The sequence below is a fragment of the Pseudomonas sp. LBUM1646 genome (genome assembly GCF_059716165.1).
The window spans coordinates 3,841,210-3,864,212 of sequence record NZ_CP166810.1 but is presented as its reverse complement, the minus strand read 5'-3'; the positions used below and the strand labels follow the sequence as shown (position 1 = coordinate 3,864,212).

Annotated in this window: 18 protein-coding genes; 5 read left to right on the top strand and 13 right to left on the bottom strand. The window is 61.2% G+C overall.

All coding sequences use genetic code 11. From position 1 onward, the window contains the following. Nucleotides 1–120: 120 nt before the first annotated feature. The 7 genes from ACA071_RS17610 to ACA071_RS17580 form a co-directional block, all read right to left on the bottom strand. On the bottom strand, nt 121–1,755 hold the full coding sequence (locus ACA071_RS17610; RefSeq protein WP_497640318.1) for a BatD family protein: 1,635 nt from the start codon (nt 1,753–1,755) through the stop codon (nt 121–123). After that, nucleotides 1,752–3,491, bottom strand: coding sequence for a vWA domain-containing protein (locus ACA071_RS17605; RefSeq protein ID WP_497640317.1), 1,740 nt, complete (start codon nt 3,489–3,491; stop codon nt 1,752–1,754). Before ACA071_RS17605 ends, ACA071_RS17610 begins: the two co-directional genes overlap by 4 nt. Then, nucleotides 3,488–4,567, bottom strand: a complete 1,080-nt coding sequence (locus tag ACA071_RS17600) for a vWA domain-containing protein (protein WP_497640316.1) — start codon at nt 4,565–4,567, stop codon at nt 3,488–3,490. The genes ACA071_RS17605 and ACA071_RS17600 overlap by 4 nt, the downstream gene beginning before the upstream one ends. Beyond that, nucleotides 4,560–5,054 carry a DUF4381 domain-containing protein gene (locus ACA071_RS17595; RefSeq protein WP_497640315.1) on the bottom strand — a complete coding sequence of 165 codons (495 nt, stop codon included), beginning with the start codon at nt 5,052–5,054 and terminating at the stop codon, nt 4,560–4,562. The genes ACA071_RS17600 and ACA071_RS17595 overlap by 8 nt, the downstream gene beginning before the upstream one ends. Next, on the bottom strand, nt 5,051–5,995 hold the full coding sequence (locus ACA071_RS17590) for a DUF58 domain-containing protein (RefSeq protein WP_497640314.1): 945 nt from the start codon (nt 5,993–5,995) through the stop codon (nt 5,051–5,053). The genes ACA071_RS17595 and ACA071_RS17590 overlap by 4 nt, the downstream gene beginning before the upstream one ends. Nucleotides 5,996–6,000: 5 nt before the next feature. Further along, the gene (locus tag ACA071_RS17585; RefSeq protein WP_003218556.1) at nt 6,001–6,960 is read right to left on the bottom strand and encodes an AAA family ATPase; all 960 of its coding nucleotides are present in this window, start codon (nt 6,958–6,960) and stop codon (nt 6,001–6,003) included. A 302-nt stretch (nt 6,961–7,262) separates the two neighbouring features. Continuing rightward, nucleotides 7,263–7,616, bottom strand: a complete 354-nt coding sequence (locus ACA071_RS17580) for a hypothetical protein (protein ID WP_497640313.1) — start codon at nt 7,614–7,616, stop codon at nt 7,263–7,265. 504 nt (nt 7,617–8,120) lie between these two features. Here ACA071_RS17580 and ACA071_RS17575 point away from each other — a divergent pair. Beyond that, on the top strand, nt 8,121–13,019 hold the full coding sequence (locus ACA071_RS17575; protein WP_497640312.1) for an NAD-glutamate dehydrogenase: 4,899 nt from the start codon (nt 8,121–8,123) through the stop codon (nt 13,017–13,019). 59 nt (nt 13,020–13,078) lie between these two features. Here ACA071_RS17575 and ACA071_RS17570 read toward each other — a convergent pair whose 3' ends face one another. The 5 genes from ACA071_RS17570 to pdxR form a co-directional block, all read right to left on the bottom strand. Continuing rightward, nucleotides 13,079–14,329, bottom strand: a complete 1,251-nt coding sequence (locus ACA071_RS17570; RefSeq protein WP_497640311.1) for a delta-60 repeat domain-containing protein — start codon at nt 14,327–14,329, stop codon at nt 13,079–13,081. Nucleotides 14,330–14,737: 408 nt separating this feature from the next. Then, the gene (locus ACA071_RS17565; RefSeq protein WP_497640310.1) at nt 14,738–15,448 is read right to left on the bottom strand and encodes an ATPase; all 711 of its coding nucleotides are present in this window, start codon (nt 15,446–15,448) and stop codon (nt 14,738–14,740) included. A 220-nt stretch (nt 15,449–15,668) separates the two neighbouring features. After that, nucleotides 15,669–16,067, bottom strand: coding sequence for a cupin domain-containing protein (locus ACA071_RS17560; RefSeq protein ID WP_497640309.1), 399 nt, complete (start codon nt 16,065–16,067; stop codon nt 15,669–15,671). 1,269 nt (nt 16,068–17,336) lie between these two features. Beyond that, nucleotides 17,337–17,630, bottom strand: coding sequence for an antibiotic biosynthesis monooxygenase family protein (locus ACA071_RS17555; RefSeq protein WP_149658250.1), 294 nt, complete (start codon nt 17,628–17,630; stop codon nt 17,337–17,339). Between the two features lie 122 nt (nt 17,631–17,752). Further along, the gene (pdxR, locus tag ACA071_RS17550) at nt 17,753–19,186 is read right to left on the bottom strand and encodes a MocR-like pyridoxine biosynthesis transcription factor PdxR (protein WP_497640308.1); all 1,434 of its coding nucleotides are present in this window, start codon (nt 19,184–19,186) and stop codon (nt 17,753–17,755) included. A gap of 205 nt (nt 19,187–19,391) precedes the next feature. On the opposite strand from pdxR, the gene ACA071_RS17545 reads away from it, so the two are divergent. After that, nucleotides 19,392–19,832 carry a carboxymuconolactone decarboxylase family protein gene (locus tag ACA071_RS17545; RefSeq protein ID WP_497640307.1) on the top strand — a complete coding sequence of 147 codons (441 nt, stop codon included), beginning with the start codon at nt 19,392–19,394 and terminating at the stop codon, nt 19,830–19,832. 143 nt (nt 19,833–19,975) lie between these two features. Here ACA071_RS17545 and ACA071_RS17540 read toward each other — a convergent pair whose 3' ends face one another. Then, complete coding sequence (locus ACA071_RS17540; protein WP_497640306.1) at nt 19,976–20,323, bottom strand: hypothetical protein; 348 nt, start codon at nt 20,321–20,323, stop codon at nt 19,976–19,978. Nucleotides 20,324–20,515: 192 nt separating this feature from the next. Between ACA071_RS17540 and ACA071_RS17535 the strand changes: the two genes are divergently transcribed. From ACA071_RS17535 to ACA071_RS17525, 3 genes are read left to right on the top strand one after another with little or no spacing between them, the layout of a single operon-like run. Next, on the top strand, nt 20,516–21,202 hold the full coding sequence (locus ACA071_RS17535) for a secretin and TonB N-terminal domain-containing protein (protein ID WP_497640305.1): 687 nt from the start codon (nt 20,516–20,518) through the stop codon (nt 21,200–21,202). Beyond that, complete coding sequence (locus tag ACA071_RS17530) at nt 21,199–21,744, top strand: RNA polymerase sigma factor (protein WP_497640304.1); 546 nt, start codon at nt 21,199–21,201, stop codon at nt 21,742–21,744. The genes ACA071_RS17535 and ACA071_RS17530 overlap by 4 nt, the downstream gene beginning before the upstream one ends. Nucleotides 21,745–21,781: 37 nt before the next feature. Then, entirely contained in the window at nt 21,782–22,723 is a 942-nt protein-coding gene (locus ACA071_RS17525) for a FecR family protein (RefSeq protein ID WP_497640303.1), read from the top strand. Nucleotides 22,724–23,003: the final 280 nt, after the last annotated feature.

The window sequence follows — 23,003 nt, the reverse complement described above, 5'->3', positions numbered from 1 at the left end:
TTTTTAAGGCACGGGACTTTGCTGGAGTTTGCGAATTGGCGAAGTCAGTCGATTCGATATCTGCTGTAGGACTTGTCCGCGAATCGGAATCACATCGGGAAAGGCGACCTTTTCTGACAGCTATTTCGGATAAAGCGGCGGCAACCCGCTATCACCCACCGGATCCTGCACCCACTCGGCGATCGGGATCGCCCGGGTCGCGCGCCATAGGTCTTCGCCTTGCCAGTGCTGGCCGGTTTCGCTGTACAGCGCGCCGTTCAAGCCGTCCAGCGCATCGGACAACGGCACAAACCGCGCCGCCATGTCCGCCAGGGTTTCCGGTTGTTGCCGGGCCCAGGCGTCGAGGGCCTGGCGAGTGGCGTGGGGGTCGTTGGCCTGGCAGGCGCGTTTGAGCTCGTCGAGTACGGTGCGTGGGCTCGGGCCGGTTTGCGCGGCCCGCAGGATCGCCGGTTGCCAGCGGGCGCGCCACCACAGGCCGAAGCCCAGTAGCGTGGTGCAGGCCAGGATCATGGTGCTGAGTTTCCACCACCAAAGAGCTTCGCTGTCGGCGCCGTAATTCACTTGTGCGGTGCTGGCCGGGGTGTCGACCATCAGGCTTGGATTATTGGTCACTTGCAGGGTCCGGGCCGGCAGGCTGGTGTGTTCAAGGTGATCTTCAAAGGTGTTCCACCAGACCACGTCCACCGTCGGCAATTCGATGGCGCCACTGTGGGCGGGCACCAGGGCTTCACGGTCTTCGCGGCTGCCGATCAGGCCGCGTTCGCTGTGCTGGTTGCCCAGCACCGGTTGGTCCGGATAGCGGCGCAAGCCGTTGATGTCGGTGGCGGGCAGTGGCGGCAACTGCGAACTGGCCAGGCCTTCGGCCTTCAAGGTCAGGCTGCGGGTCAGCGAGTCACCGACCTGGGCGTGATCCGGTTCCGGGCTCCAGCTTTCACTCAGGCTCAGGCTGCGCGCTGGCAGCCATGGCGCGTCGGCAGGGTAAGTCTCGGGTTTGGCCTTGACCGTCAACGGGATTTCGGCAGAACTGACGCGCATCAGCTTGCCCGGTTTCGGCCCTTGGGACGTCGTGTCCTGCGCCGGTTGGACCAGGGTCGCGCTGAACACCTGCGTCGGAATGCTCAGCACGCCGCTGTGCTGAGGGAAAATCGCGTAGCGCATTTCGATCACGCCATGGCGCAGGCCATTGATGACCTTTTCATAGGTGCGCGACTCGCCCAGTTGCTCGATGCGCGCGTCGGGAATCTGCAGCGGGGTCAGGCTGCTGTCGTCATACAGCGACACCGAATGGTAGATGCGCAGGGTCAGGATCGCCTGGGCCTGCACGTACACGCTGCTTTGATCGAGGCTGGCTTCGATGAAGACCGGCGCCAGGGTGTGCTCGGTATCCTGGGTTTCGCTTTCGACCACTTGGATCGTGATGGCTTGGCTGCGCACCTCACCGAGTTGCAGCGACGGAATCTCCACGCTGCCGTTCTGCTTGGGCAGCAAGGTAATGATCCAGCGCGTGGTGGCGCGGTTATCACCGTTGATCGTGGTCAACTGGTTGACCTGGCGGGTGCCGCGCACTTCGAATGCCGGCTCCAGCGGCGTCAGGTCGGGCTTGCCGAACAGCGTCACGTCGTTGGATTCCAGGGTCAGTTCGACCGTCTCGCCGGAGTTCAGGCGACTGCGGTCGACACTGGCGACCAGCCCGGCTGCCTGGGCCTGAAAGCTCCAGAACAGTAGGGCGAGCAAGAAAGCGGTGAAGCGGGTCATCGAGTTTTTCCCTGATCCTGATGTTGTTGCTGTTCGTACCAGAATTTGCGCCGGAGCAATTCGCCGGGGTCATCCGGGATCTTGCGCAGCCATTGCTCCAGTGCCTGGGCCCGTTCGCCTTCAAGGCTGTCATTGGCCGGGCGTCGCGGTGGCGTGGTGCTTTGCTCGTCCCCCAGTTCGCTGCCTGGCACCTCGTTGGCCCCCGGTTGCGGCGGCGTGGTAGCCGGCTGTTCAGTGTCCGGCGCGTTGGGCTGAGCATCGGTTTTCGGTTCGCCGCTGCTCGACGGCTGGGTGGTGCCACCGGGCGCCGGGCTGTCGCTGGCGGTGCCGGGATCATCGCCTTCGGACTTGTCCGGTTCAACCGCCGGTGGCGTGGCTTTCTGTTTGATCAGGCTTTCCACCAGCGCCTTGTTGGTCAGCGCCGGACGCAAATCCGGCTGGCGTTCCAGGGCTTGCTCGTAGGCATCCAGCGCCGCTTCCAATTCACCGCCCTTGGCCAGGGCGTTACCCCGATTGTAGTGCGCGCGCGCGTCGTTGCCTTGGGCGAAGCGCTGGGCGGCGCCGCTGTAGTCGCCGGCCTCGTACAGCGCTACGCCTTGCCACTGCGGGTCTTCGAAATGTTGCGCGGCCTCGGCCGGATGGTCCTGATTGAGCAAATGCAGGCCGCGTTGATCGGGGCGCAGCCACAAATCTTCAAAGTCGAAGGCGTAACTGGGTTGCGGCAGCAGGAACAGCAGCGGCAGGCAGAACAACCAACCCCGGCGCCCGGCGAAGGAGGCCAGCAGCAACAGCGGCAGCAACAGCCAGTAACCCTGATCGGCCCAAGAGTCCAGACGCAGCGTCTGGCCGTCGTTGCGCAGGTTGCGCGGGCCATCGAGCAGGCCGAGGGCACCAAGATCGGCGTCGTCCAGTCGTGCCGCGTGGTAGCGGCCGCCCAAATCACTGGCGAAGGCTTTCAAGCCCGGACTGTCCAGGTGCGGAACGAGAATCGCGCCCTGGTCATCCTTGAGGAAACTGCCGTCCTCTTGCGCGACTGGCGCACCTTCGGGCGTGCCGACGCCGAGCATCAGAAACTCCGTGGATTTGCCGTTCAGCGCCCGCTCAATACCGAAGCGTTCCTGTTCGGTCAGGGAGGAGCCGATCAGCAGGATCCGGCCCTGGCCGAGGGCGCCCTGATCCAGCAGCGCCAAGGCCTTGATCACCGCCAGATCGGCGCGATGACCGGCCTCGGGCATCAACGAAGGCTTGAGCGCATCCAGCAGGTTGCGGCTGGTGGACAAGTCATCCGACAGCGGAACCAGCGTGTGGGCGCTGCCGGCGTAGACGACGATGGCGGTCTGGGCATCGCTGCGGCTTTGCAGCAGATCGAACAGTTTGCGTCGGGCCTGTTCCAGGCGGGTCGGCGGGCTGTCGGTGGCGAGCGTTTCCGGGGTCAGTTCCAGCAGCACCACCAGCGGGTCGGCGGGTTTCTGACTGGTTTGTTCGACTCGCTCCCAGCTTGGCCCGAGCAGCGCACCAATGGTCAGCACCCAGGCCAGGCCCAGGACCATCCACGGCAACTTGCTGTCGCGACCATTGCCGCCACTGAGCAATGCTGCGTGGAAGGCTGGCGGCAAAATCATCTGCCAGCGCCCGGCGCGTTTCTGCCGGTGCCAGAGTTGCCAGAGCAACCAGCCCAGCAACGGCAACAGCAGCAGCCACCAAGGCCGGAACCAGTAAGGCCAGAGCGCGCTCATCGACGCCTCCGCAGGCGCAGGCGTTTGAGCCGTTGGCGCCAGTCCGGCAATTGACTTTGCAAAAACAGGTCCTTGGTCAGCAAGCGTTGCAACGGGTTATCCGGCCAGCGCTCGCGCATCACCAGCAACATGCTTAACAGCAACGCCAGCGCCAAGGGCCAGTGATACAACGCTTGGGCCGGGCGGGCCTGGGTCGGTTGCTGGGTCACCGGTTCGAGTTTATCGAGGGTGTCCTTGATTGCTTGCAGTTCCTTGCCGTCGCGGGCGCGGAAGTACTGACCGCCGGTGGCCTCGGCGATGGCCTTCAGCATTGGTTCATCAAGGTCCAGGCTCGGGTTGACGCCGAGAAAGCCTAACGTGCCGCTTTGCTCCGGGTCGGCACCGATGCCGATCGGGTAGATTTTCACCCCTTCATTGGCAGCCAGGCGCGCGGCGGTCAGTGGGTCGATTTCGCCGCCGTTGTTGGCGCCGTCGGTGACCAGAATCAGCACGCGGCTTTGCGCCGGACGCAGGCGCAGGCGCTTGAGGGCCAGGCCGATCGCGTCGCCGATGGCGGTGTTCTTGCCGGCGATGCCGATCCGCGCTTCGTCGAGCCAGACCCGCACGGTGCGGCGGTCGAAGGTCAGCGGCGCTTGCAGATACGCTTGGCTGCCAAACAGGATCAGGCCGACCCGGTCGCCTTCGCGGCTTTCCAGGAAATCGCCGAGCAGGTGTTGGACCAGCGACAGGCGGCTGACGTCTTCGTCCTGCCACTGCATGTCCGGGAAATCCATCGAACCGGACACGTCCACCGCCACCAGCAAATCGCGACCGCTGGCGGCAATTGGCAGCGGTTCGCCGAGCCATTGCGGACGCGCGGCGGCGATCAGCAGCAATAACCACAACAGAATAAACGGTGCCTGTTGGCGCCAGGCCGGCAGGTTGGCGCGGGCACGGCGGCGGGACAACCCTTCGAGGTCGCTGAGAAAACTGACTTTGAGCGCCGGTTCGCCGCTGTCGGCCACTGGCAGCAGCACGCGCATCAGCCACGGCATCGGCAGCAGGGCGAAGATCCACGGCCAGGCGAACTCAAACATGTTTGCGAATCCAGGTGTCGACGGCTTGGGTCAGGCCGGCGATGGCCTTGTCGTCGAGTTTGCATTCGGGTTTGTAAGCGCCTTCGACCAGGACCATCCAGCGCGTCAGGCCGGCGGCCGGACAGCGGTTGTCGAGGAACGCAAGCCATTTGCGGCCGTTGAGGGTGTGGCTCTGGCTGTAGGGGTAATGGTTGCGGCACAGGCGTTTGAGTAAACCGTTGAGTTGCTGCAACCAGGCACCGGCCGGCGCGCCGTCGTAAGGCTTGGGCATCCGCGCCAGTTCGGCCAGGGCGGCGACGCGCACCGGATCCAGCGGTTGTTCGGCGCGCACGATACGGCGTTTGTCCGGAATGAAACGTCGCAACTGCCACAGGCCTAAACCGATCAGCGGCAGCAACAGCAGCAATAGCCACCAACCCGGCGCCGGCGGCCAGAAGCCAATCGGCGGCGGGGTCATCAGCGGTTGCAACTGCTCAATACTGCTCATCGACCTTTCCCCGGTTTCTGTGGGTTCAGGTATTCGCGCAGTTGCTCGACCATCTCGCTCTGGGTGCTCAGGGGCATCAACAACACCCGCAGTTTTTGCGCGAGCAATTCCCAGTGGGCGATGCGCGCTTCGGCCTGGGCGCGGTAGGTCTGGCGCAGGTCGAAATTCAGCGTGTCGAGTTCCAGCTGCGCGCCGCGTTCGGCGAACCGAAGCAGGCCCGCGGCGGGCAGGGCGTGGTCCAACGGGTCGGACAGCGGCAGCAGCAACAGATCGCAATGGCGTGACAACAGGCTCAGTTGTTGCTCGGAGCCTTCGGTCAGGGCGCGCTCGTCGCAGATCACGATCACCAGGCTGCCGGGGCGCAATACTTCCCGGGCGCGGCGCAGGGCCAGGTTTAGCGAGTCGCGGTTCTGCTCGCTTTCGGTGTGCAGCGACTGATTGACCCGCACCAACCGGTTGAGCAATTGCAGCAGGCTCTGCTTGCTGCGCCGGGGTTTGATTTCGTAGTGCTCGTTATCGCCGAATACCAGCCCGCCGACCCGGTCGTTATGCCCCAGCGCCGCCCAGCCGATCAGGCTCGCGGCTTGAGCAGCGAGTACCGACTTGAACATCAGCCCCGAACCAAAAAACAGCCGACGGCTTTGCTCGACCATGATGAAAATCGGCCGCTCGCGCTCTTCATGGAACAGTTTGGTGTGCGGCTCTTGTGTGCGGGCGGTGACGCGCCAGTCGATGGTGCGCACGTCGTCGCCGGCCTGATAGACCCGCACCTGATCGAAGTCGACGCCACGGCCACGCAGCTTGGAGTGGTGCAGGCCGATCAATGGGCTGCGCTGGTTCGGCGTCGAGAACAACTGCACTTCGCGCACCCGATGGCGCATCTCGATCAGCTCGGCGAGGCTGACACGGATGCCCGGCTCGGGCGGCAGGATGGCGTTCATCGGGGTCAAGCGACGGCTACGACGTCGAGAATCCGCTGGACCACCCGGTCCTGGTCGATGCCCGCCGCTTCGGCTTCAAAGGACAGGATGATGCGGTGACGCAATACGTCGAACAGTACCGCCTGGATGTCTTCCGGGCTGACGAAGTCGCGACCGGCCAACCACGCGTGAGCGCGGGCGCAACGGTCGAGGGCGATGGAACCGCGCGGGCTGGCGCCGTAAGCGATCCACTCGGCCATCTCCGGGTCGAACTTGGCCGGGGTGCGGGTGGCCATGACCAGTTGCACCAGGTATTCCTCCACGGCGTCGGCCATGTACAAACCGAGGATTTCCTTGCGCGCGGCGAAGATCGCCTGCTGGCTGACCCGGCGCTCGGGCTTGGTTTCACCGTTGAGCGCTTCGCCACGGGCCTGTTGCAGGATGCGGCGTTCGACGGCGGCGTCCGGGAAACCGATTTTTACGTGCATCAGGAAACGGTCGAGCTGGGCTTCGGGCAGCGGGTAGGTGCCTTCCTGCTCGATCGGGTTTTGCGTGGCCATCACCAAAAACAGCGGCGACAACTCGTAGGTGCTGCGCCCGACGCTGACCTGGCGCTCGGCCATGGCTTCGAGCAAGGCTGACTGAACCTTGGCCGGGGCACGGTTGATTTCGTCCGCCAGCACCAGGTTGTGGAAGATTGGGCCTTGCTGGAACACGAAACTGCCGGTTTCCGGGCGATAGATCTCGGTGCCGGTGATGTCGGCCGGCAACAGGTCGGGGGTGAACTGGATACGATGGAACTGCGCTTCGATGCCTTCGGCGAGCTCTTTGATGGCCTTGGTCTTGGCCAGCCCCGGCGCGCCCTCGACCAGCATGTGGCCGTCAGCGAGCAAGGCGATGAGCAAGCGCTCGATGAGTTTTTCCTGGCCGAGAATCTGCGTTGAAAGAAAGGTTCGCAGCGCAAGCAGCGCTTCACGATGTTCCATCGATGACTGTTCCTGGAAAGGGTGACCGAAGACGTTCGAATAACGCCAGGGCTGGGGGCGTTACTTTAATGCATCGCGGGGGGTGGCGACTAACGGCATTTTGTAGAAATGTGCGGATCAACGCTTGTTAACGCGCCTTACGACCGATCGTTCCCACGCTCTGCGTGGGAATGCAGCCAGTGACGCTCTGCGTCACGACTTTAAAGCGGGACGCGGAGCGTCCGGTGATGCATTCCCACGCAGAGCGTGGGAACGATCAGGGAGGGTGGTGTTCTTTCGGACGCCTTCGCGGGCGCTGAGATTCAGAGCTCGCTGATATAAGTGCCAGTGCCCTTGAGAATGTTCTGCAAGGTTTCTTCCACTTCAGCCAGATCGCTGGCATCGGTGATGTGAGTGATTTCCAGCGAATCATCGCCATTCAGCGCATCCGCATCCCCAGCCGCGATTTCGATCAGCAGGCGGGTAGGGCTGAGGGTGACTTTCACCCCGTCCAGGGTCGATGGCTCGCCGTCGAGGGTGATGTCCAGCGCGTCCTCGTCCGGGTAGCGGGTCATCAGGAACATGTCGCCCTGATCGCTGTGGCAGCAGAGCATGGCCATGTTGTCTTCTTCGTCATCGCACGGGTTGACGATCAAGAGGGCGGTGGTCATTTGCATGGGGAATTCCTGGCTCGACGAGCATTGTGAAGACGAACAAAGGGCGATTCTGCCAGCAGACGGGAATTTCTGCTCGCCTGAGTGTCAGAGGATGTGTCGTGAACATCCAGGGTGTTGCTGGTCACTTCGGGTACGGATGTGCCGCAAAACCGGGCTTAAACCCCCCGTTTTGCCGTGTGGCTGCTAGTGTTGTTCGATGCACAAGGCGCAAGCTGCGTGCCGATGACCGAATATGTCGCAGCGCCGCAAGCAGGCACGTTGTCGCACTCGTTAAGCTGCGCATCGAATGGATACCCGTAAAGGCATTGTGCAATTCATCGTACAGTCGCTTTTGCCGATACCCATTCTTGGAAGGTGAATGTGACCTGAGTGTCTCGTCCAGCTTCACCCACCTGTCACCCTGTTTCCTCTGCCCGAGAATCAGGAACAGGGTGACGGATCGCCCCGAAAGGGGTTTTGCACGCGACGCTTCCATCAATAACAAGCCCAAGCGGAGTACCACAGATGGCGTTCTTCACCGCAGCCAGCAAAGCCGACTTCCAGCACCAACTGCAAGCGGCACTGGCGCAGCACATCAGTGAACAGGCACTGCCACAAGTGGCGCTGTTTGCTGAACAATTTTTCGGCATCATTTCCCTCGACGAGCTGACTCAACGTCGGTTGTCCGACCTCGCCGGCTGCACCCTTTCTGCGTGGCGCCTGCTTGAGCGCTTCGATCACGCGCAACCGCAAGTGCGCGTCTACAACCCGGATTACGAACGCCACGGCTGGCAGTCGACCCACACCGCAGTCGAAGTGCTGCACCACGATTTGCCATTCCTCGTGGACTCGGTACGTACCGAGCTGAACCGTCGCGGCTATAGCATCCACACCTTGCAAACCACTGTGCTGAGCGTGCGTCGCGGCAGCAAGGGCGAGCTGCTGGAAATCCTGCCGAAGGGCTCCCAGGGCGAAGGCATCCTGCAAGAATCGCTGATGTACCTGGAAATCGACCGTTGCGCCAACGCGGCCGAGCTGAATGTCCTGAGCAAAGAGCTGGAACAGGTTCTCGGCGAAGTCCGCGTCGCGGTCGCCGATTTCGAACCGATGAAAGACAAGGTCCAGGAAATCCTGACCGGCCTGGATAACAGCCAGTTCAACGCCGATCCTGAAGAAAAAGCCGAAATCAAGAGCTTCCTGGAATGGCTGGTGGGCAACCACTTCACGTTCCTGGGCTACGAAGAATTCGTGGTCAGCGACCAGGCCGACGGCGGCCACATCGAATACGACCAGAGCTCCTTCCTGGGCTTGACCAAACTGCTGCGCACCGGCCTGACCTACGAAGACCTGCGCATCGAAGACTACGCCGTGAACTACCTGCGCGAACCGACCCTGCTGTCGTTCGCCAAGGCCGCGCACCCAAGCCGTGTACACCGTCCGGCTTACCCGGACTACGTGTCGATCCGTGAAATCGACGCCGACGGCAAAGTCATCAAGGAATGCCGTTTCATGGGCCTGTACACCTCCTCGGTGTATGGCGAGAGCGTGCGGGTCATCCCGTACATCCGTCGCAAGGTCGAAGAAATCGAACGCCGCTCCGGCTTCCAGGCCAAGGCTCACCTGGGCAAGGAACTGGCGCAGGTGGTTGAAGTACTGCCCCGCGACGATCTGTTCCAGACCCCGGTGGACGAGCTGTTCAGCACCGTGATGTCGATCGTGCAGATCCAGGAACGCAACAAGATCCGCGTGTTCCTGCGCAAAGACCCGTACGGCCGCTTCTGCTACTGCCTGGCCTACGTGCCGCGCGACATCTACTCCACCGAAGTGCGCCAGAAGATCCAGCAAGTGCTGATGGATCGCCTGAAAGCCTCGGACTGCGAGTTCTGGACCTTCTTCTCCGAGTCCGTACTGGCTCGCGTGCAGCTGATTCTGCGGGTTGATCCGAAGAACCGCCTGGACATCGACCCGGTGCTGCTGGAAAAAGAAGTGGTCCAGGCTTGCCGCAGCTGGCAGGACGACTACGCCAGCCTGGTCGTGGAAAGCTTCGGCGAAGCCCACGGCACCAACGTGCTGGCCGACTTCCCGAAAGGCTTCCCGGCCGGTTACCGCGAGCGTTTCGCGGCGCATTCGGCCGTGGTCGACATGCAGCACCTGCTGAGCCTGACCGAGAAAAACCCGCTGGTCATGAGCTTCTATCAGCCGCTGGGCCAGGTCTCCGGTCAGCGCGAGCTGCATTGCAAGCTGTACCACGCCGATACGCCGCTGGCGTTGTCGGACGTGTTGCCGATCCTGGAAAACCTCGGCCTGCGCGTGCTGGGTGAGTTCCCGTATCGCCTGCGTCACAACAGTGGCCGCGAGTTCTGGATTCACGATTTTGCGTTCACCGCCGCCGAAGGCCTGGAACTCGATATCCAGCAACTCAACGACACCTTGCAGGACGCGTTCGTCCACATCGTGCGTGGCGATGCCGAGAACGATGCGTTCAACCGCCTGGTGCTGACCGCCGGCCTGCCATGGCGCGACGTGGCGCTGCTGCGTGCCTACGCCCGCTACATGAAGCAGATTCGTCTGGGCTTCGATCTGGGCTATATCGCCAGCACCCTGAACAACCACACCGACATCGCTCGCGAGTTGACCCGGTTGTTCAAGACCCGTTTCTACCTGGCGCGCAAGCTGACCAGCGACGATCTGGAAGACAAGCAGCAACGTCTGGAACAAGCCATCGTCACCGCACTGGACGACGTCCAGGTGCTCAACGAGGACCGTATCCTGCGTCGCTACCTGGACCTGATCAAGGCCACGCTGCGCACCAACTTCTACCAGACCGATGCGCAGGGCCATAACAAGTCCTACTTCAGCTTCAAGTTCAACCCGCACCAGATTCCAGAGCTGCCGAAGCCAGTACCGAAGTTCGAAATCTTCGTTTACTCGCCGCGCGTCGAAGGCGTGCACCTGCGCTTCGGCAACGTTGCTCGTGGCGGCCTGCGCTGGTCCGACCGTGAAGAAGACTACCGCACCGAAGTGCTGGGCCTGGTAAAAGCTCAGCAAGTGAAGAACTCGGTCATCGTACCGGTCGGCGCCAAGGGCGGCTTCCTGCCGCGTCGCCTGCCATTGGGCGGTGGTCGCGACGAGATCGCGGCCGAGGGCATCGCCTGCTACCGCATCTTCATTTCGGGCCTGTTGGACATCACCGACAACCTGAAAGACGGCGCGCTGGTACCGCCGGCCAACGTCGTGCGTCATGACGACGATGACCCGTACCTCGTCGTTGCAGCGGACAAGGGCACTGCAACCTTCTCCGACATCGCCAACGGCATCGCCATCGACTACGGCTTCTGGCTGGGTGACGCGTTCGCTTCCGGTGGTTCTGCCGGTTACGACCACAAGAAAATGGGCATCACCGCCAAAGGCGCATGGGTGGGCGTACAACGCCACTTCCGCGAGCGCGGCATCAATGTTCAGGAAGACAGCATCACCGTCGTAGGCGTCGGCGACATGGCCGGTGACGTGTTCGGTAACGGTTTGTTGATGTCCGACAAGCTGCAACTGGTCGCAGCCTTCAACCACCTGCACATCTTCATCGACCCGAATCCACAGCCTGCCAACAGCTTCGTCGAGCGTCAGCGCCTGTTCGACCTGCCGCGTTCGGCCTGGACCGATTACGACACCAGCATCATGTCCGAAGGCGGCGGGATCTTCTCCCGTAGCGCGAAAAGTATCGCGATTTCCCCGCAGATGAAAGAGCGCTTCGACATCAAGGCTGACAAGCTGACCCCGACCGAACTGCTGAACGCCTTGCTCAAGGCGCCGGTAGACCTGTTGTGGAACGGCGGTATCGGCACTTACGTCAAGGCCAGCAGCGAAAGCCACGCCGATGTCGGCGACAAGGCCAACGATGCACTGCGCGTGAACGGCAACGAACTGCGCTGCAAAGTCGTGGGCGAGGGCGGTAACCTCGGCATGACCCAACTGGGTCGGGTCGAATTCGGCCTCAATGGCGGCGGCTCCAACACCGACTTCATCGACAACGCCGGTGGTGTGGACTGCTCCGACCACGAAGTAAACATCAAGATCCTGCTGAACGAAGTGGTTCAGGCCGGTGACATGACCGACAAGCAACGTAACCAGTTGCTGGCGAGCATGACCGACGAAGTCGGCAACCTGGTGCTGGGCAACAACTACAAGCAGACTCAGGCACTGTCCCTGGCGGCTCGTCGCGCCTTGCCGCGGATTGCCGAATACAAGCGTCTGATGAACGATCTGGAAGGCCGCGGCAAACTGGATCGCGCCATCGAGTTCCTGCCAGCGGAAGAAGCCATCAACGAGCGCGTTGCGGCGGGCCATGGCCTGACCCGTGCCGAGCTGTCGGTGCTGATCTCCTACAGCAAGATCGACCTCAAGGAAGCGCTGCTCAACTCCTTGGTGCCGGACGACGACTACCTGACCCGCGACATGGAAACCGCTTTCCCGCCATCCCTGGTGAGCAAGTTCTCCGAAGCCATGCGCCGTCACCGTCTGAAGCGCGAAATCGTCAGCACCCAGATCGCCAACGATCTGGTGAACCACATGGGCATCACTTTCGTTCAACGACTCAAAGAGTCGACCGGCATGAGCCCGGCGAACGTGGCCGGCGCCTATGTGATCGTGCGTGACATCTTCCATCTCCCGCACTGGTTCCGTCAGATCGAAGCCCTGGATTACCAGGTCTCCGCCGACGTGCAACTGGAGCTGATGGACGAGCTGATGCGTCTGGGCCGTCGCGCTACGCGCTGGTTCCTGCGTGCCCGCCGCAACGAGCAGAACGCTGCCCGTGACGTTGCGCACTTCGGTCCGCATCTGAAGGAGCTGGGTCTCAAGCTCGACGAACTGCTGAGTGGCGAGATCCACGAAAACTGGCAGTCGCGCTATGAGGCGTACGTTGAAGCCGGTGTGCCGGAATTGCTCGCGCGTATGGTGGCTGGCACTTCGCACCTGTACACCTTGCTGCCAATCATCGAAGCGGCCGACGTGACTGGCCAAAACGCAGCAGACGTCGCGAAGGCTTACTTCGCCGTCGGCAGCGCTTTGGACATCACCTGGTACCTGCAACAGATCAGCGCGCTGCCGGTTGAAAACAACTGGCAAGCCCTGGCCCGTGAAGCGTTCCGCGATGATGTGGACTGGCAGCAACGTGCGATCACCATCTCGGTCCTGCAACAGGGCGACGGCACCCAGGACGTGGAAACACGCCTGGCGCTGTGGATGGAAGAGCATGAAGGCATGATCGAACGCTGGCGCGCCATGCTGGTGGAAATCCGTGCCGCCAGTGGTACGGACTACGCCATGTATGCAGTGGCCAACCGTGAGTTGCTGGACCTGGCGTTGAGCGGTCAGGCGGTAGTGCCTGTCGCTGCTGCTGCCCTGGAGCTGGAACCGGCGGCCTGATAGGCGCTGAATGAAAAAGCCCCCGTGTCGAGAGATGCGGGGGCTTTTTTTTGCCTGATTCAGGGCAAGTAGCGAAGAACGACCGGCCGACGGCCAACGTCTTCTCCTAAGTTGATGAGTCCTGCAACGATGATGCGGCGCTTGCGATCCACAGCAGCGACTTCGGTCCGCACTCCTTCTTCGCGAACCCATCCTGTTCGAGAACCAAAAGAGGTATCAACTTCCCCAATATCCGAGAATCGCGCGGTGGCAATGTAGCCTTCGCCCGTTGGCGCGGGCGGCTCCAGCGAACCGCCGGTCGCGATGATTCGTCCGTCGGCATCGACGGCTCCGCCATACCAGCCGAACTCGCGGCGTTCATCGGTTGGCATCAATACTGGATTGCCACCATTGAACGAAGAATCCCATTTTCCGTCCTCATTCAGGCGTACCAGTACCGCTTTGTGCGGTTGGGACCTGGTCATGCCAACTCCAAGGATTTTTCGGCCATACGGCAAAGCGAGTATGGTGTTGCTGTTACCCACTTCAGTCATCAGGGTGAACCCACCCTCACCGAAGTCAGTGTCAAGATCACCATCGGCGTGATATTGGGCAAAAAATCCGACGCCTACTGGTAAGTTCGTAAAGGCAATGCCTGACACCAGGATCTTGGCAGCTGCCGTTTTCACTATGCTCGTGGGCACGACAAGGAGTTCAGGGTGCCTGATAGGCATATAGCCCTGGCCTTTAAAGTTTTTATCCAGCTGCCCATTTTCATCGAGCTGAAAGATATAGGGATGGATTACTCCTAGTATTTTTCCATCAGCGTTAATCGAGCTGCAGGGCACGCTGCCGTTAGCTGTTTTTACATAGGGCGCCAGGTTAACGGCAGGTGCTTGCCCTCTTGGTAGTGAAACAATGGTTTTTCCCTGAGAACCGAAACCTTTAACAAGGTTGCCTGTTTTGTCGTAGAGCGCAAAAGCGGGTGTAAGGCTTCCGGAGAGGGGTGTATGTACGCCACTCAGCAGGATGGTTTCCTCATTCTTCAGTAGCGAGATTCCCGTCGCTGACGATACGCCCTCTGCAAAAAGGTCCTGGATGAAACCGTTTTTTCCGAAACTGTCATCCGGTATTCCGTTCTCTTGCAAGCGAGCGAGGAAGTAACCACGGCCGAAGCTGCCCGCTACGTAAATTTTTCCGTCTTGTGAGGTGGCAATGGCTTGGGCAATGCCGGTTTCGTTCTTGGGGCTTTGGAGAATTACCCTGCCTTCTTCGCCGAATAAGGGGTCTCGGTGTGCATTTTGCGTTGAGGTTGACTGTTGATTTTTCATGATCGAAGCCCATTGAAAATGGATGGGAGCGGGGCGTCGAGTCGAGAATTCAGATACCAGCCCTCCCGTCCGATTGAATTGGATTCAAGAGTGGTGTGTCTACTGTCAGAGTTGACAGTTGCGCCGGCCCGGTCGAGCGGCGTAGTAATGGGCAAGGATGGGGTGGGGCATTTTTCCGCGACAGATATGGATTTTCAGGGGGTACCTCATGAGCAAAAACACCGCTCCCTGGATCAACGCATCCTTGGCGCCGCCGCACTTTTCTGTGGCAGCAGAAGGGTTTCGTGGCGTCAGTTCGGGCGCCTTCGCGGGCAAGCCTTGCTCCTACAGGATTGGGGGGGTTGAACACATCATTTGTGAACAACAACCCTGTAGGAGCAAGGCTTGCCCGCGAAGAGGCCATCAATTTCAATACAACTTCTGACCCGTTTGATTATCAATCATCGATACATTACTTGTCGGTCTGGTCAATAAATTACTGAGCGACTGGTCAAACTTCTGCAGTGCTCGAACTTGCACATCCTGTTGCTGGTTAATATCCGCGACGATCTCTTTGCTGCGTTTAAAGTCCGCCCATACAGGACTCAGCGACTTGGCGTCATGCCCTTGTGCGGTCCCGATGTAGTTGAACTTCGCATCATAAAAATCGGCACTGACATCGGCCTTGATGTCCGAACTGCGCGAGGTTATCAATTGGCTGTGGGTATCGACAATGGCCACCACATCTGGCCTGGCAGCCCGCAAGCTTTGCATATCGGGATAGACCGTGACCGAACCGAACTGGCGTTGCAACGACGCCTTGACCCCGTCTACGGAAAAGTCCGGGTTGGAGGTTGCTACGTAGGCATCATGTATCGATTGCACCAGCAGGCTCTGGCCGAAACCGGTGCCGGCGTTGGCTTGGTAATGGCGCAAGTAGTCGCGATTAGCCTGGGTGCTCGGGCTGTAGACGATGCCCAGGGACACATTGCCGCCATTGGCCACACGCGTGGCGCTGGATCGGCCGACCGGAGCGCTGAGTAGCGTGTCCAGTGACGAAACGGCTTTGGGCGCGGTGGGCACCGAGCAGCCGGTTAATAGTGCGGCGATAGTCAATGTGCCGATAAGTATAAGTTTCATGGTGTTTCTCCAGTGAAACAACGGAAGTTGAGTGGCCGGTCATACCGGCGGTGGACTCAGACTAAACCCGTCTTCACTGAATGAAACCGTCCATAAATACACTTATCGACTGATCCATAGTTTTGTTTGCTGTAAGCGTCTTGATCTAATTGCGCCCGGTAATAAAAAAGGCCCGAATCATCCATTCGAGCCTGTTTATTTATGGCTGATGCAACAGCGATCAGTTTTTCAAGGGGGTCAGCACTTTCTCGTCGGGCGACAACACCATAAACACCAGCAACTTGGCCGGTTGAGTTGTGCTGGCGTTTTTCGAGACCAGATGTTCGGAGCCGGCCGGCTCATACCAGAATTGGCCCGTCTTGTAGGTGATCGCTTTTTGGCCCTTGACCTGAGAGGTGACCTGGCCTTGCAGTACATACGCCATGGCCGTGCCGTCATGTTTGTGGGCAATGGAGGATTGGCCGGGTTTGTAGTCGACCTCGATCATCATGGCCTTTTTGCCGGGCACGTTTTGCAGCAGTTCATCCTGCAGCACCGTGACCTTTTCCGAGGGGTCGTGGGCGAAGGCCGAGGCCGAAACGGTCAGGGCCAGGGCGGCCAGTACATGCAGAGCTTTCATGGTTGATCACCTGGGGGTGGTTAGTCGTCAGGGATCACAGTAAGCCGGGGGCCGGAGTAACAAAACGGCCAATTTTCGGGAAGGTAAGGGGACCAATTCCCCTTGGCTGATCGTTCCTACGCTCCGCGTGGGAATGCCGCATCGGACGCTCCGTGTTCGGCTCTGGAGGGGACGCGGAGCGTCCCGGGCTGCATTCCCAAGCAGAGCGTGGGAACGATCAGATGTAGCAGCTGCCGAGCAGCGCGAGGCTGCGTTCGGCGGCGAAGCCGTCGTGAGATCAGTCAATGCGGTTTATCAGGAGAAACGCGTATGCAGGAATTACGACGGCGGCGCCGCCGAACGCAGCCTCGCGCAGCTCGGCAGCTGCTACGAGGCGGTGGGGTTTGATCGTTCCTACGCTCCGCGTGGGAATGCCGCATCGGACGCTCCGCGTTCGGCTCTGGAGGGGACGCGGAGCGTCCCGGGCTGCATTCCCACGCAGTGCGTGGGAATGATCAATAGATGTAGCAGCTGCCGAGCAGCGCGAGGTTGCGTTCGGCGGCGAAGCCGTCGTGAGATCAGTCAATGCGGTTTATCAGGAGAAACGCGTATGCAGGAATTACGACGGCGGCGCCGCCGAACGCAGCCTCGCGCAGCTCGGCAGCTGCTACGAGGCGGTGGGTTTTGATCGTTCCTACGCTCCGCGTGGGAATGCCGCATCGGACGCTCCGCGTTCGGCTCTGGAGGGGACGCGGAGCATCCCGGGCTGCATTCCCACGCAGAGCGTGGGAACGATCAGATGTAGCAGCTGCCGAGCAGCGCGAGGTTGCGTTCGGCGGCGAAGCCGTCGTGAGATCAGTCAATGCGGTTTATCAGGAGGAACGCGTATGCAGGAATTACGACGGCTGCGCCGCCGAACGCAGCCTCGTGCAGCTCGGCAGCTGCTACGAGGCGGTGGGTTTTGATCGTTCCTACGCTCCGCGTGGGAATGCCGCATCGGACGCTCCGCGTTCGGCTCTGGAGGGGACGCGGAGCGTCCCGGGCTGCATTCCCACGCGGAGCGTGGGAACGATCAGATGTAGCAGCTGCCGAGCAGCGCGAGGCAGCGTTCGGCGGCGAAGCCGTCGTGAGATCAGTCAATGCGGTTTATCAGGAGAAACGCGTATGCAGAAATTACGACGGCTGCGCCGCCGAACGCAGCCTCGCGCAGCTCGGCAGCTGCTACGAGGCGGTGGGTTTTGATCGTTCCCACGCAGTGCGTGGGAACGATCATCGGGAAGAGGTGTGTTTTCAGACGATAGGAAAGCTATTGAAGTCCACGGCATTCGCCAATCGGCTATCAATCAAGCCGATAAAGCCTTGCACTTCGGGGCAGTTGAAATGCGATTGCATGGCCGCTTCCGATTGCCAGCGGGCGCTGACCGTCCAGCGGTTGTCGTCCTCGGGGCAGCGGTCGACCATATAGGAATCACAGCCTGGAAGTTCGCGCAGGGTGTCGACAATCTTTTGCAGTTGCTTGCCCAGTTCTTCCGAGCGGCCCGCTGCCGCTTGCACCTGTACGGTATTGATCACTTCGTTGGACATTGCTCACACTCCTGAATCAGGCCGGACGAATCCTGCTCATTGAGGGATAACGCCCCTGCAGAATAGGCCTGCACCGGGGGACCGCCAATAGCCAATCGCCGGATAAACCCCAAGACCAATCGTCAGGCCACCTGCTGCAAAATGTCCCGCACGCGGTCCAGCGCGGTGTCGATGTCCAGGGTTTCGATAGCGCCAAACCCCATGAGCAGCCCGGCACGCGGTGCTTGCTGATAGAAGAACCCCTCAATGGAATAGAGCCCGACTTCGACTTTTCTGGCCAATTCGATGATCAACGCGGTGTCGATCGGCACCTTGCACAGCACCACCATGTGAAACCCGGCGACGGTCGGCACGGCCTCAAACCACGGCGAAAGATCACCGGCCATGCGCGCCAGGATCCGCTCGCGGCGCCCGGCGTAGATTGTATGGCAGCGGCGGATATGCTTGAGCAGGCAGCCTTCGGCGATAAACTTGGCCAGCGCCCATTGCGGCAGGGTCGAGGTGTGCAGATCGGTCAACTGCTTGGCACGGATCACCGCTTCGAGGATCGCCGGCGGCAGGATTGTGTAGCCCAATCGCAGCTCCGGCAGCAGGGTCTTCGAGAAGGTCCCGACGTAGGCGACAATCCCGCGCTCATCCATGCTTTGCAGGGAGTCGGTGGGCCGGCCTTCGTAGCGGAATTCGCTGTCGTAATCGTCTTCGATAATGATCGCGCCCAGTTCGTGAGCCCGCGCGAGCAGGGCGATCCGGCGTGCCTGGCTCATCGGCATTCCCAGCGGAAACTGGTGCGACGGCGTGACGTAGATCAGCCGCGTGCCATCCGGAATCAGCTCGACCTGGATTCCGTCGGCATCCACCGGCACTCCCACCACTGTGGCGCCATGGCTACCGAACAATAAGCGCGCCGGCGGATAACCGGGGTCTTCCATCGCCACCAGACTGCCGGTCTGGATCAGCACCCGGGCAATCAGATCCAACGCTTGCTGCGCACCGTTGCACACCACCACGTCTTCGTCCTGGCAATTGACCCCACGGGAAAACGCGATGTGCCGGGCAATCGCATTGCGCAGCGCCGGCAGGCCTTCGGGCAGGCTGTAAAAGCCTTTGGACCCGGCCATCTGCCGCAACGCGTGGGAGGTGCAGCGCCGCCAGTCGTCCTGGGGAAACTGGCCCTTGCTGGTGGCGCCGCCGATAAAGTCGTAGCGCAGCGAACCTTCCAGCGTCGGGTGGCGCAGGAACACCGGCAAGTTGCGCCAGGACTCGATGACCTCGCTGCTGGCCAGCTCCGAATGGCTTTGCTTGCGCTGAATTTTCGCCGGCCGCGCGTTGACGTAAGTGCCTTTGCCGGTCACGCCGGTGAGGAAGTTTTCGTAGGTCAGTTGCGAGTACGTGTCGGAAATGGTCTTGCGCGAAATCCCTAACTGCTCGGCCAGCAAACGGCTGGGCGGCAGTTGTGTGCCAGCGGCCAGGCGCCCGGTTTCGATGGCGCTGCGCAGTTGTTGGTACAACTGACCTGCCAGGTCCTTGCGGCCGTTGATGACAACGTGAAGTTCCATACCGGCGGGGCTCCTGGGGCGATTAGGCGACTGTGAGTCGCGCCAGATTACCCTTATTGCGCCGCCCGGTAGAAGTTGCGCAGGCGAAAAGCGCCGGATTGGTCTGCTGCCGGGTGGTGCAGGGGTTTTCCGTTGAATTGGATCTGTAACGCTGCTGCATCAGCGCCTACCTTGGGAGTACACATTCGCGCTACGAGGTCCCGTCATGAATCCCCGCCTGGACTACTACAGCGCCTCGCCCAAAGCGATGAAAGCCATGATTGCCATGGAAGCGCTGACCGGCAACCTGAGCATCGAGCCGGCCTTGCTGCACCTGATCAAAATCCGCGCCTCGCAACTCAACGGCTGCGCGTTCTGCACCGACATGCACTCAGTGGACGCCCGGCGCCTCGGCGAGACGGATCGGCGCCTGTATTCAATCGTAGTCTGGCGCGACAGCAACTTTTTTAACCCGCGGGAACGCGCAGCGTTCGCCTGGACGGAAGCGGTGACGTTGCTTGCCGAGAGTCATGTGCCGGACGAGGTTTATGCACTGGCGCGCGAGCAATTCAGTGAAGGCGAACTGGTGGACCTGACCATCGCCGTCACCACCATCAACAGCTGGAATCGTCTGGCCGTGAGCTTCCGCCAGACTCCCAGCGACTGAAACTTGCGATAACCCCTGTGGGAGCGAGCCTGCTCGCGAAGGCGGCATACCATTCAGCATCAATGTTGACCGACCCTCCGCATTCCCGAGCGGGCTCGCTCCCACAGGGGACAGTGTTTATTCAATAGCATTGCAGTGTCTGATCACTTGCCAATGAGTAACGGTGTACCCCCTCCAGTCGCCGCCGGCCGCTGCGGCCTCACCGACGTACCAAACGTATTGCCCATCCGCGTACTGGTAGCGGCCGGCGTCGCCAACCCCAACTGATTCGGCGGCTTCTTACCTACCGGCACATTCATCGCCTCCTGATTCTTCTGCGCCGCCGCCGCGCCCTCGGGGTTGTTGCCCATCTGCTGGCTCAGGCAGTCGTAGTCCGGTGCCTTGTAGCCGCCGACACTGACATCGACACAGCCCAGCGGTTCTGCGGCCTGCGTCATGGTCATGCCACACATCAGCAACACGCCCGCCGCGATACTCAATGGATGCTTCATCACTGGCCTCCTAGCCGGCCCGACCGGGCCGCTCTGTGGTTTGAGTCTAGTGCAAAGCCCTTGACCGTCCCGTGATGGTTTTTTTGCACCGGCCGTCACACCAGAGTCATATACAGCCCTCAGGATGACGGTTTTCAGGAGTACGTCAGCCGTGCAGCGAGGCAGCGCCAGGAAGGGCGTCGGGGGTCAGAATTGAGGGCTCGAGGCCTGCTGCGCGGTGCTGTGTGCCTGTGGCTGTTGGTCTGGCTGCTGCCGGCGCGTGCCGAAGTCGAGCCGCCCCAGGCCTGGAACACCTACGACATTTCGGCCCAGGAGCTGAGCGGCGCGCTTGAAGCGTTCAGCCGCAGCAGCGGCATGGCGGTGCTGGTGGATCGTCAACTGACTCGCGGTCGGCGTTCGATCGGAGTTCAGGGCCGATTAACCGCCACTCAAGCATTGAATACTTTGCTCGTCGGCACTGGATTGATGGCGCGTTACGCCCGGGCGGATGCATTCACCTTGCAGGTCGCGCAAGTTGCACCGGTGCCGTTGCCGCCGGGGGCTGCGGCCACTGGCAGTCAGGTCGGCAGCAGTTACGCGCTGGCGATTCAATCGGCCATCGAACGCCGCTTGTGTGCGTCGCCCCTGACCCGACCCGGTGCTTACCGGGCGTTGCTGCAAGTGTGGATCGGCCGCGATGGCGCGGTGCAACACAGTCGCCTGGTCACCTCCAGCGGCGATGGTCAGCGCGATTCGGCGCTGGTGGACAGCATGCAACACCTCAGGATCGAACGGTCGCCGCCCAGCTCATTGCGCCAACCGGTGACCCTGCTACTCGTACCGGACTCATCAGGAAAACGCATGGAATGCACTCAGCAGCAAGGAGCCTTCGGGGCATGAAAGACAGCGGACAGAGTTCGATGGTCAGGCTGTTCCTGACGTCCTACGACGATTTCAAGGTTCGCCTGCGCCGCCGTCTCGGCTCCGAAGACCTGGCCAACGACGTGCTGCACGAAACCTACCTGCGGGTCGACCGCATGGAAACGCCGCCGAACATCGTGCAGCCCAACGCCTATCTCTATCGCATGGCCCTGAACATCGCCGCCGATCGGCGTCAGGCCGATGCGCGTTTGCTCACGGGCAGTGAAGTCGAGGAGCTGTTGCAGCTGTCCGACGACGCCCAGGACCCGGCGCGGGTGGTGGGCGGGCAGAAAGAGATCCAGACCCTGCTCAAGGCCCTTTACGAACTGCCCGCACGGCGCCGCCAAATTTTCATCGCCGCGCGCCTGGAAGAGGCGCCGCACCTGGAGATCTCCCAGCGTTTCGGCATCTCCACGCGGATGGTCGAGAAGGAAATCAAGGCTGCGCTGGGACATTGCGCTGCCCGTTTGGAAAGAAAAGTGATTCAGCGGTTCGGTCCCGGGGCAGGAAAACCGTCTTGAAAGAAGAGAACGAACTAATCCGTGAGTATCCCCGCGCTTGAACATCTTTCGTTTCCCATCGCCTGAGCCTTCACCCGAGGATCGCTTGTACAGCGAAGCCCGGGACTGGCTGATCCTGTTGACCTCCGGCCGAGCCACCGCCGCCGACGCCCGGGCCTTGCGCCAGTGGTGCGCGCAAAGCGCCGAACATGCGCAAGCGTTCGAACGCGCCAAGGTGTTGTGGCACAGCTTGAAGCCGGCGGCCGAGGCCTTGCAGGCGCCCCGGCATTTCGGTCGACGGGCATTTCTGGGCGGCGCGGTGGCGGCGTCGGCGGCGTTTTTGCTGGTGCGCTACAGCGTGCCGGGTGGTTTCTCCGGGATCAGCGCGGACTACATCACCGAAGTCGGTGAACAGCGGCGGTTCGACCTGGGCGACGGCGTCAGCCTGGAACTCAACACCCAGACCCGCGTCAGCCGCCGCACCTTGGCCGACGGCGCACAAGGCATCGAGTTATTGAGCGGTGAAGTTGAAGTGCTGGCGCGGCAGGTGACCCCGTTGAAAGTGCAGGCCGGGGCAGGGTGGTTGAGCGCCAGCCAGGCGCGTTTCAACCTGCGCAATACCGACCAGAGCGTCTGTGTGACCTGCCTTGACGGCGCCTTGCAGGTTGATGTGCAAGGCCAGCGGATTCGTCTGGAATCAGGCCAGCAACTGACCTACAGCGCACAGCAAGTCAGCGCCCCGAAAACCGTCGACACCTCGGCGGTGATTGCCTGGCGTCAGCAGGTGCTGGTGTTCAACGACGCGACGTTGAGCCAGGTGATCGATGAGATCAACCGCTACCGGCCGGGGATGTTGTTGCTGCTCAATGCCGAGTTGGGCAAACGCAAGGTTCAGGCGCGGTTTAGACTGGATCAACTGGCCGGCGTGGCGTTGCTGATTCGCGATGCGTATGGCGCGACCTGTACCGAGTTGCCAGGTGGGGTGGTGGTGCTCAGTTGATTTTCTGCTGAACACACCGGCCTCTTCGCGGGCAAGCCCGCTCCCACACTGGTTTGGCGCCGTACACAAAATTTGCGGACACCGCAGATCCCCTGTGGGAGCCGGGCTTGTCCGCGATAGCGGTGTGTCAGTCGACATCATCATTGACTGGTCAGCCGCCAACGCGAGCGAGCTCGCTCCCGCAGTGGTTTGGCGCCGTACACAAAATTTGCGGACACTGCGGATCCCTGTGGGAGCCGGGCTTGCCCGTGATAGCGGTGGGTCAGGCATCATCATTATT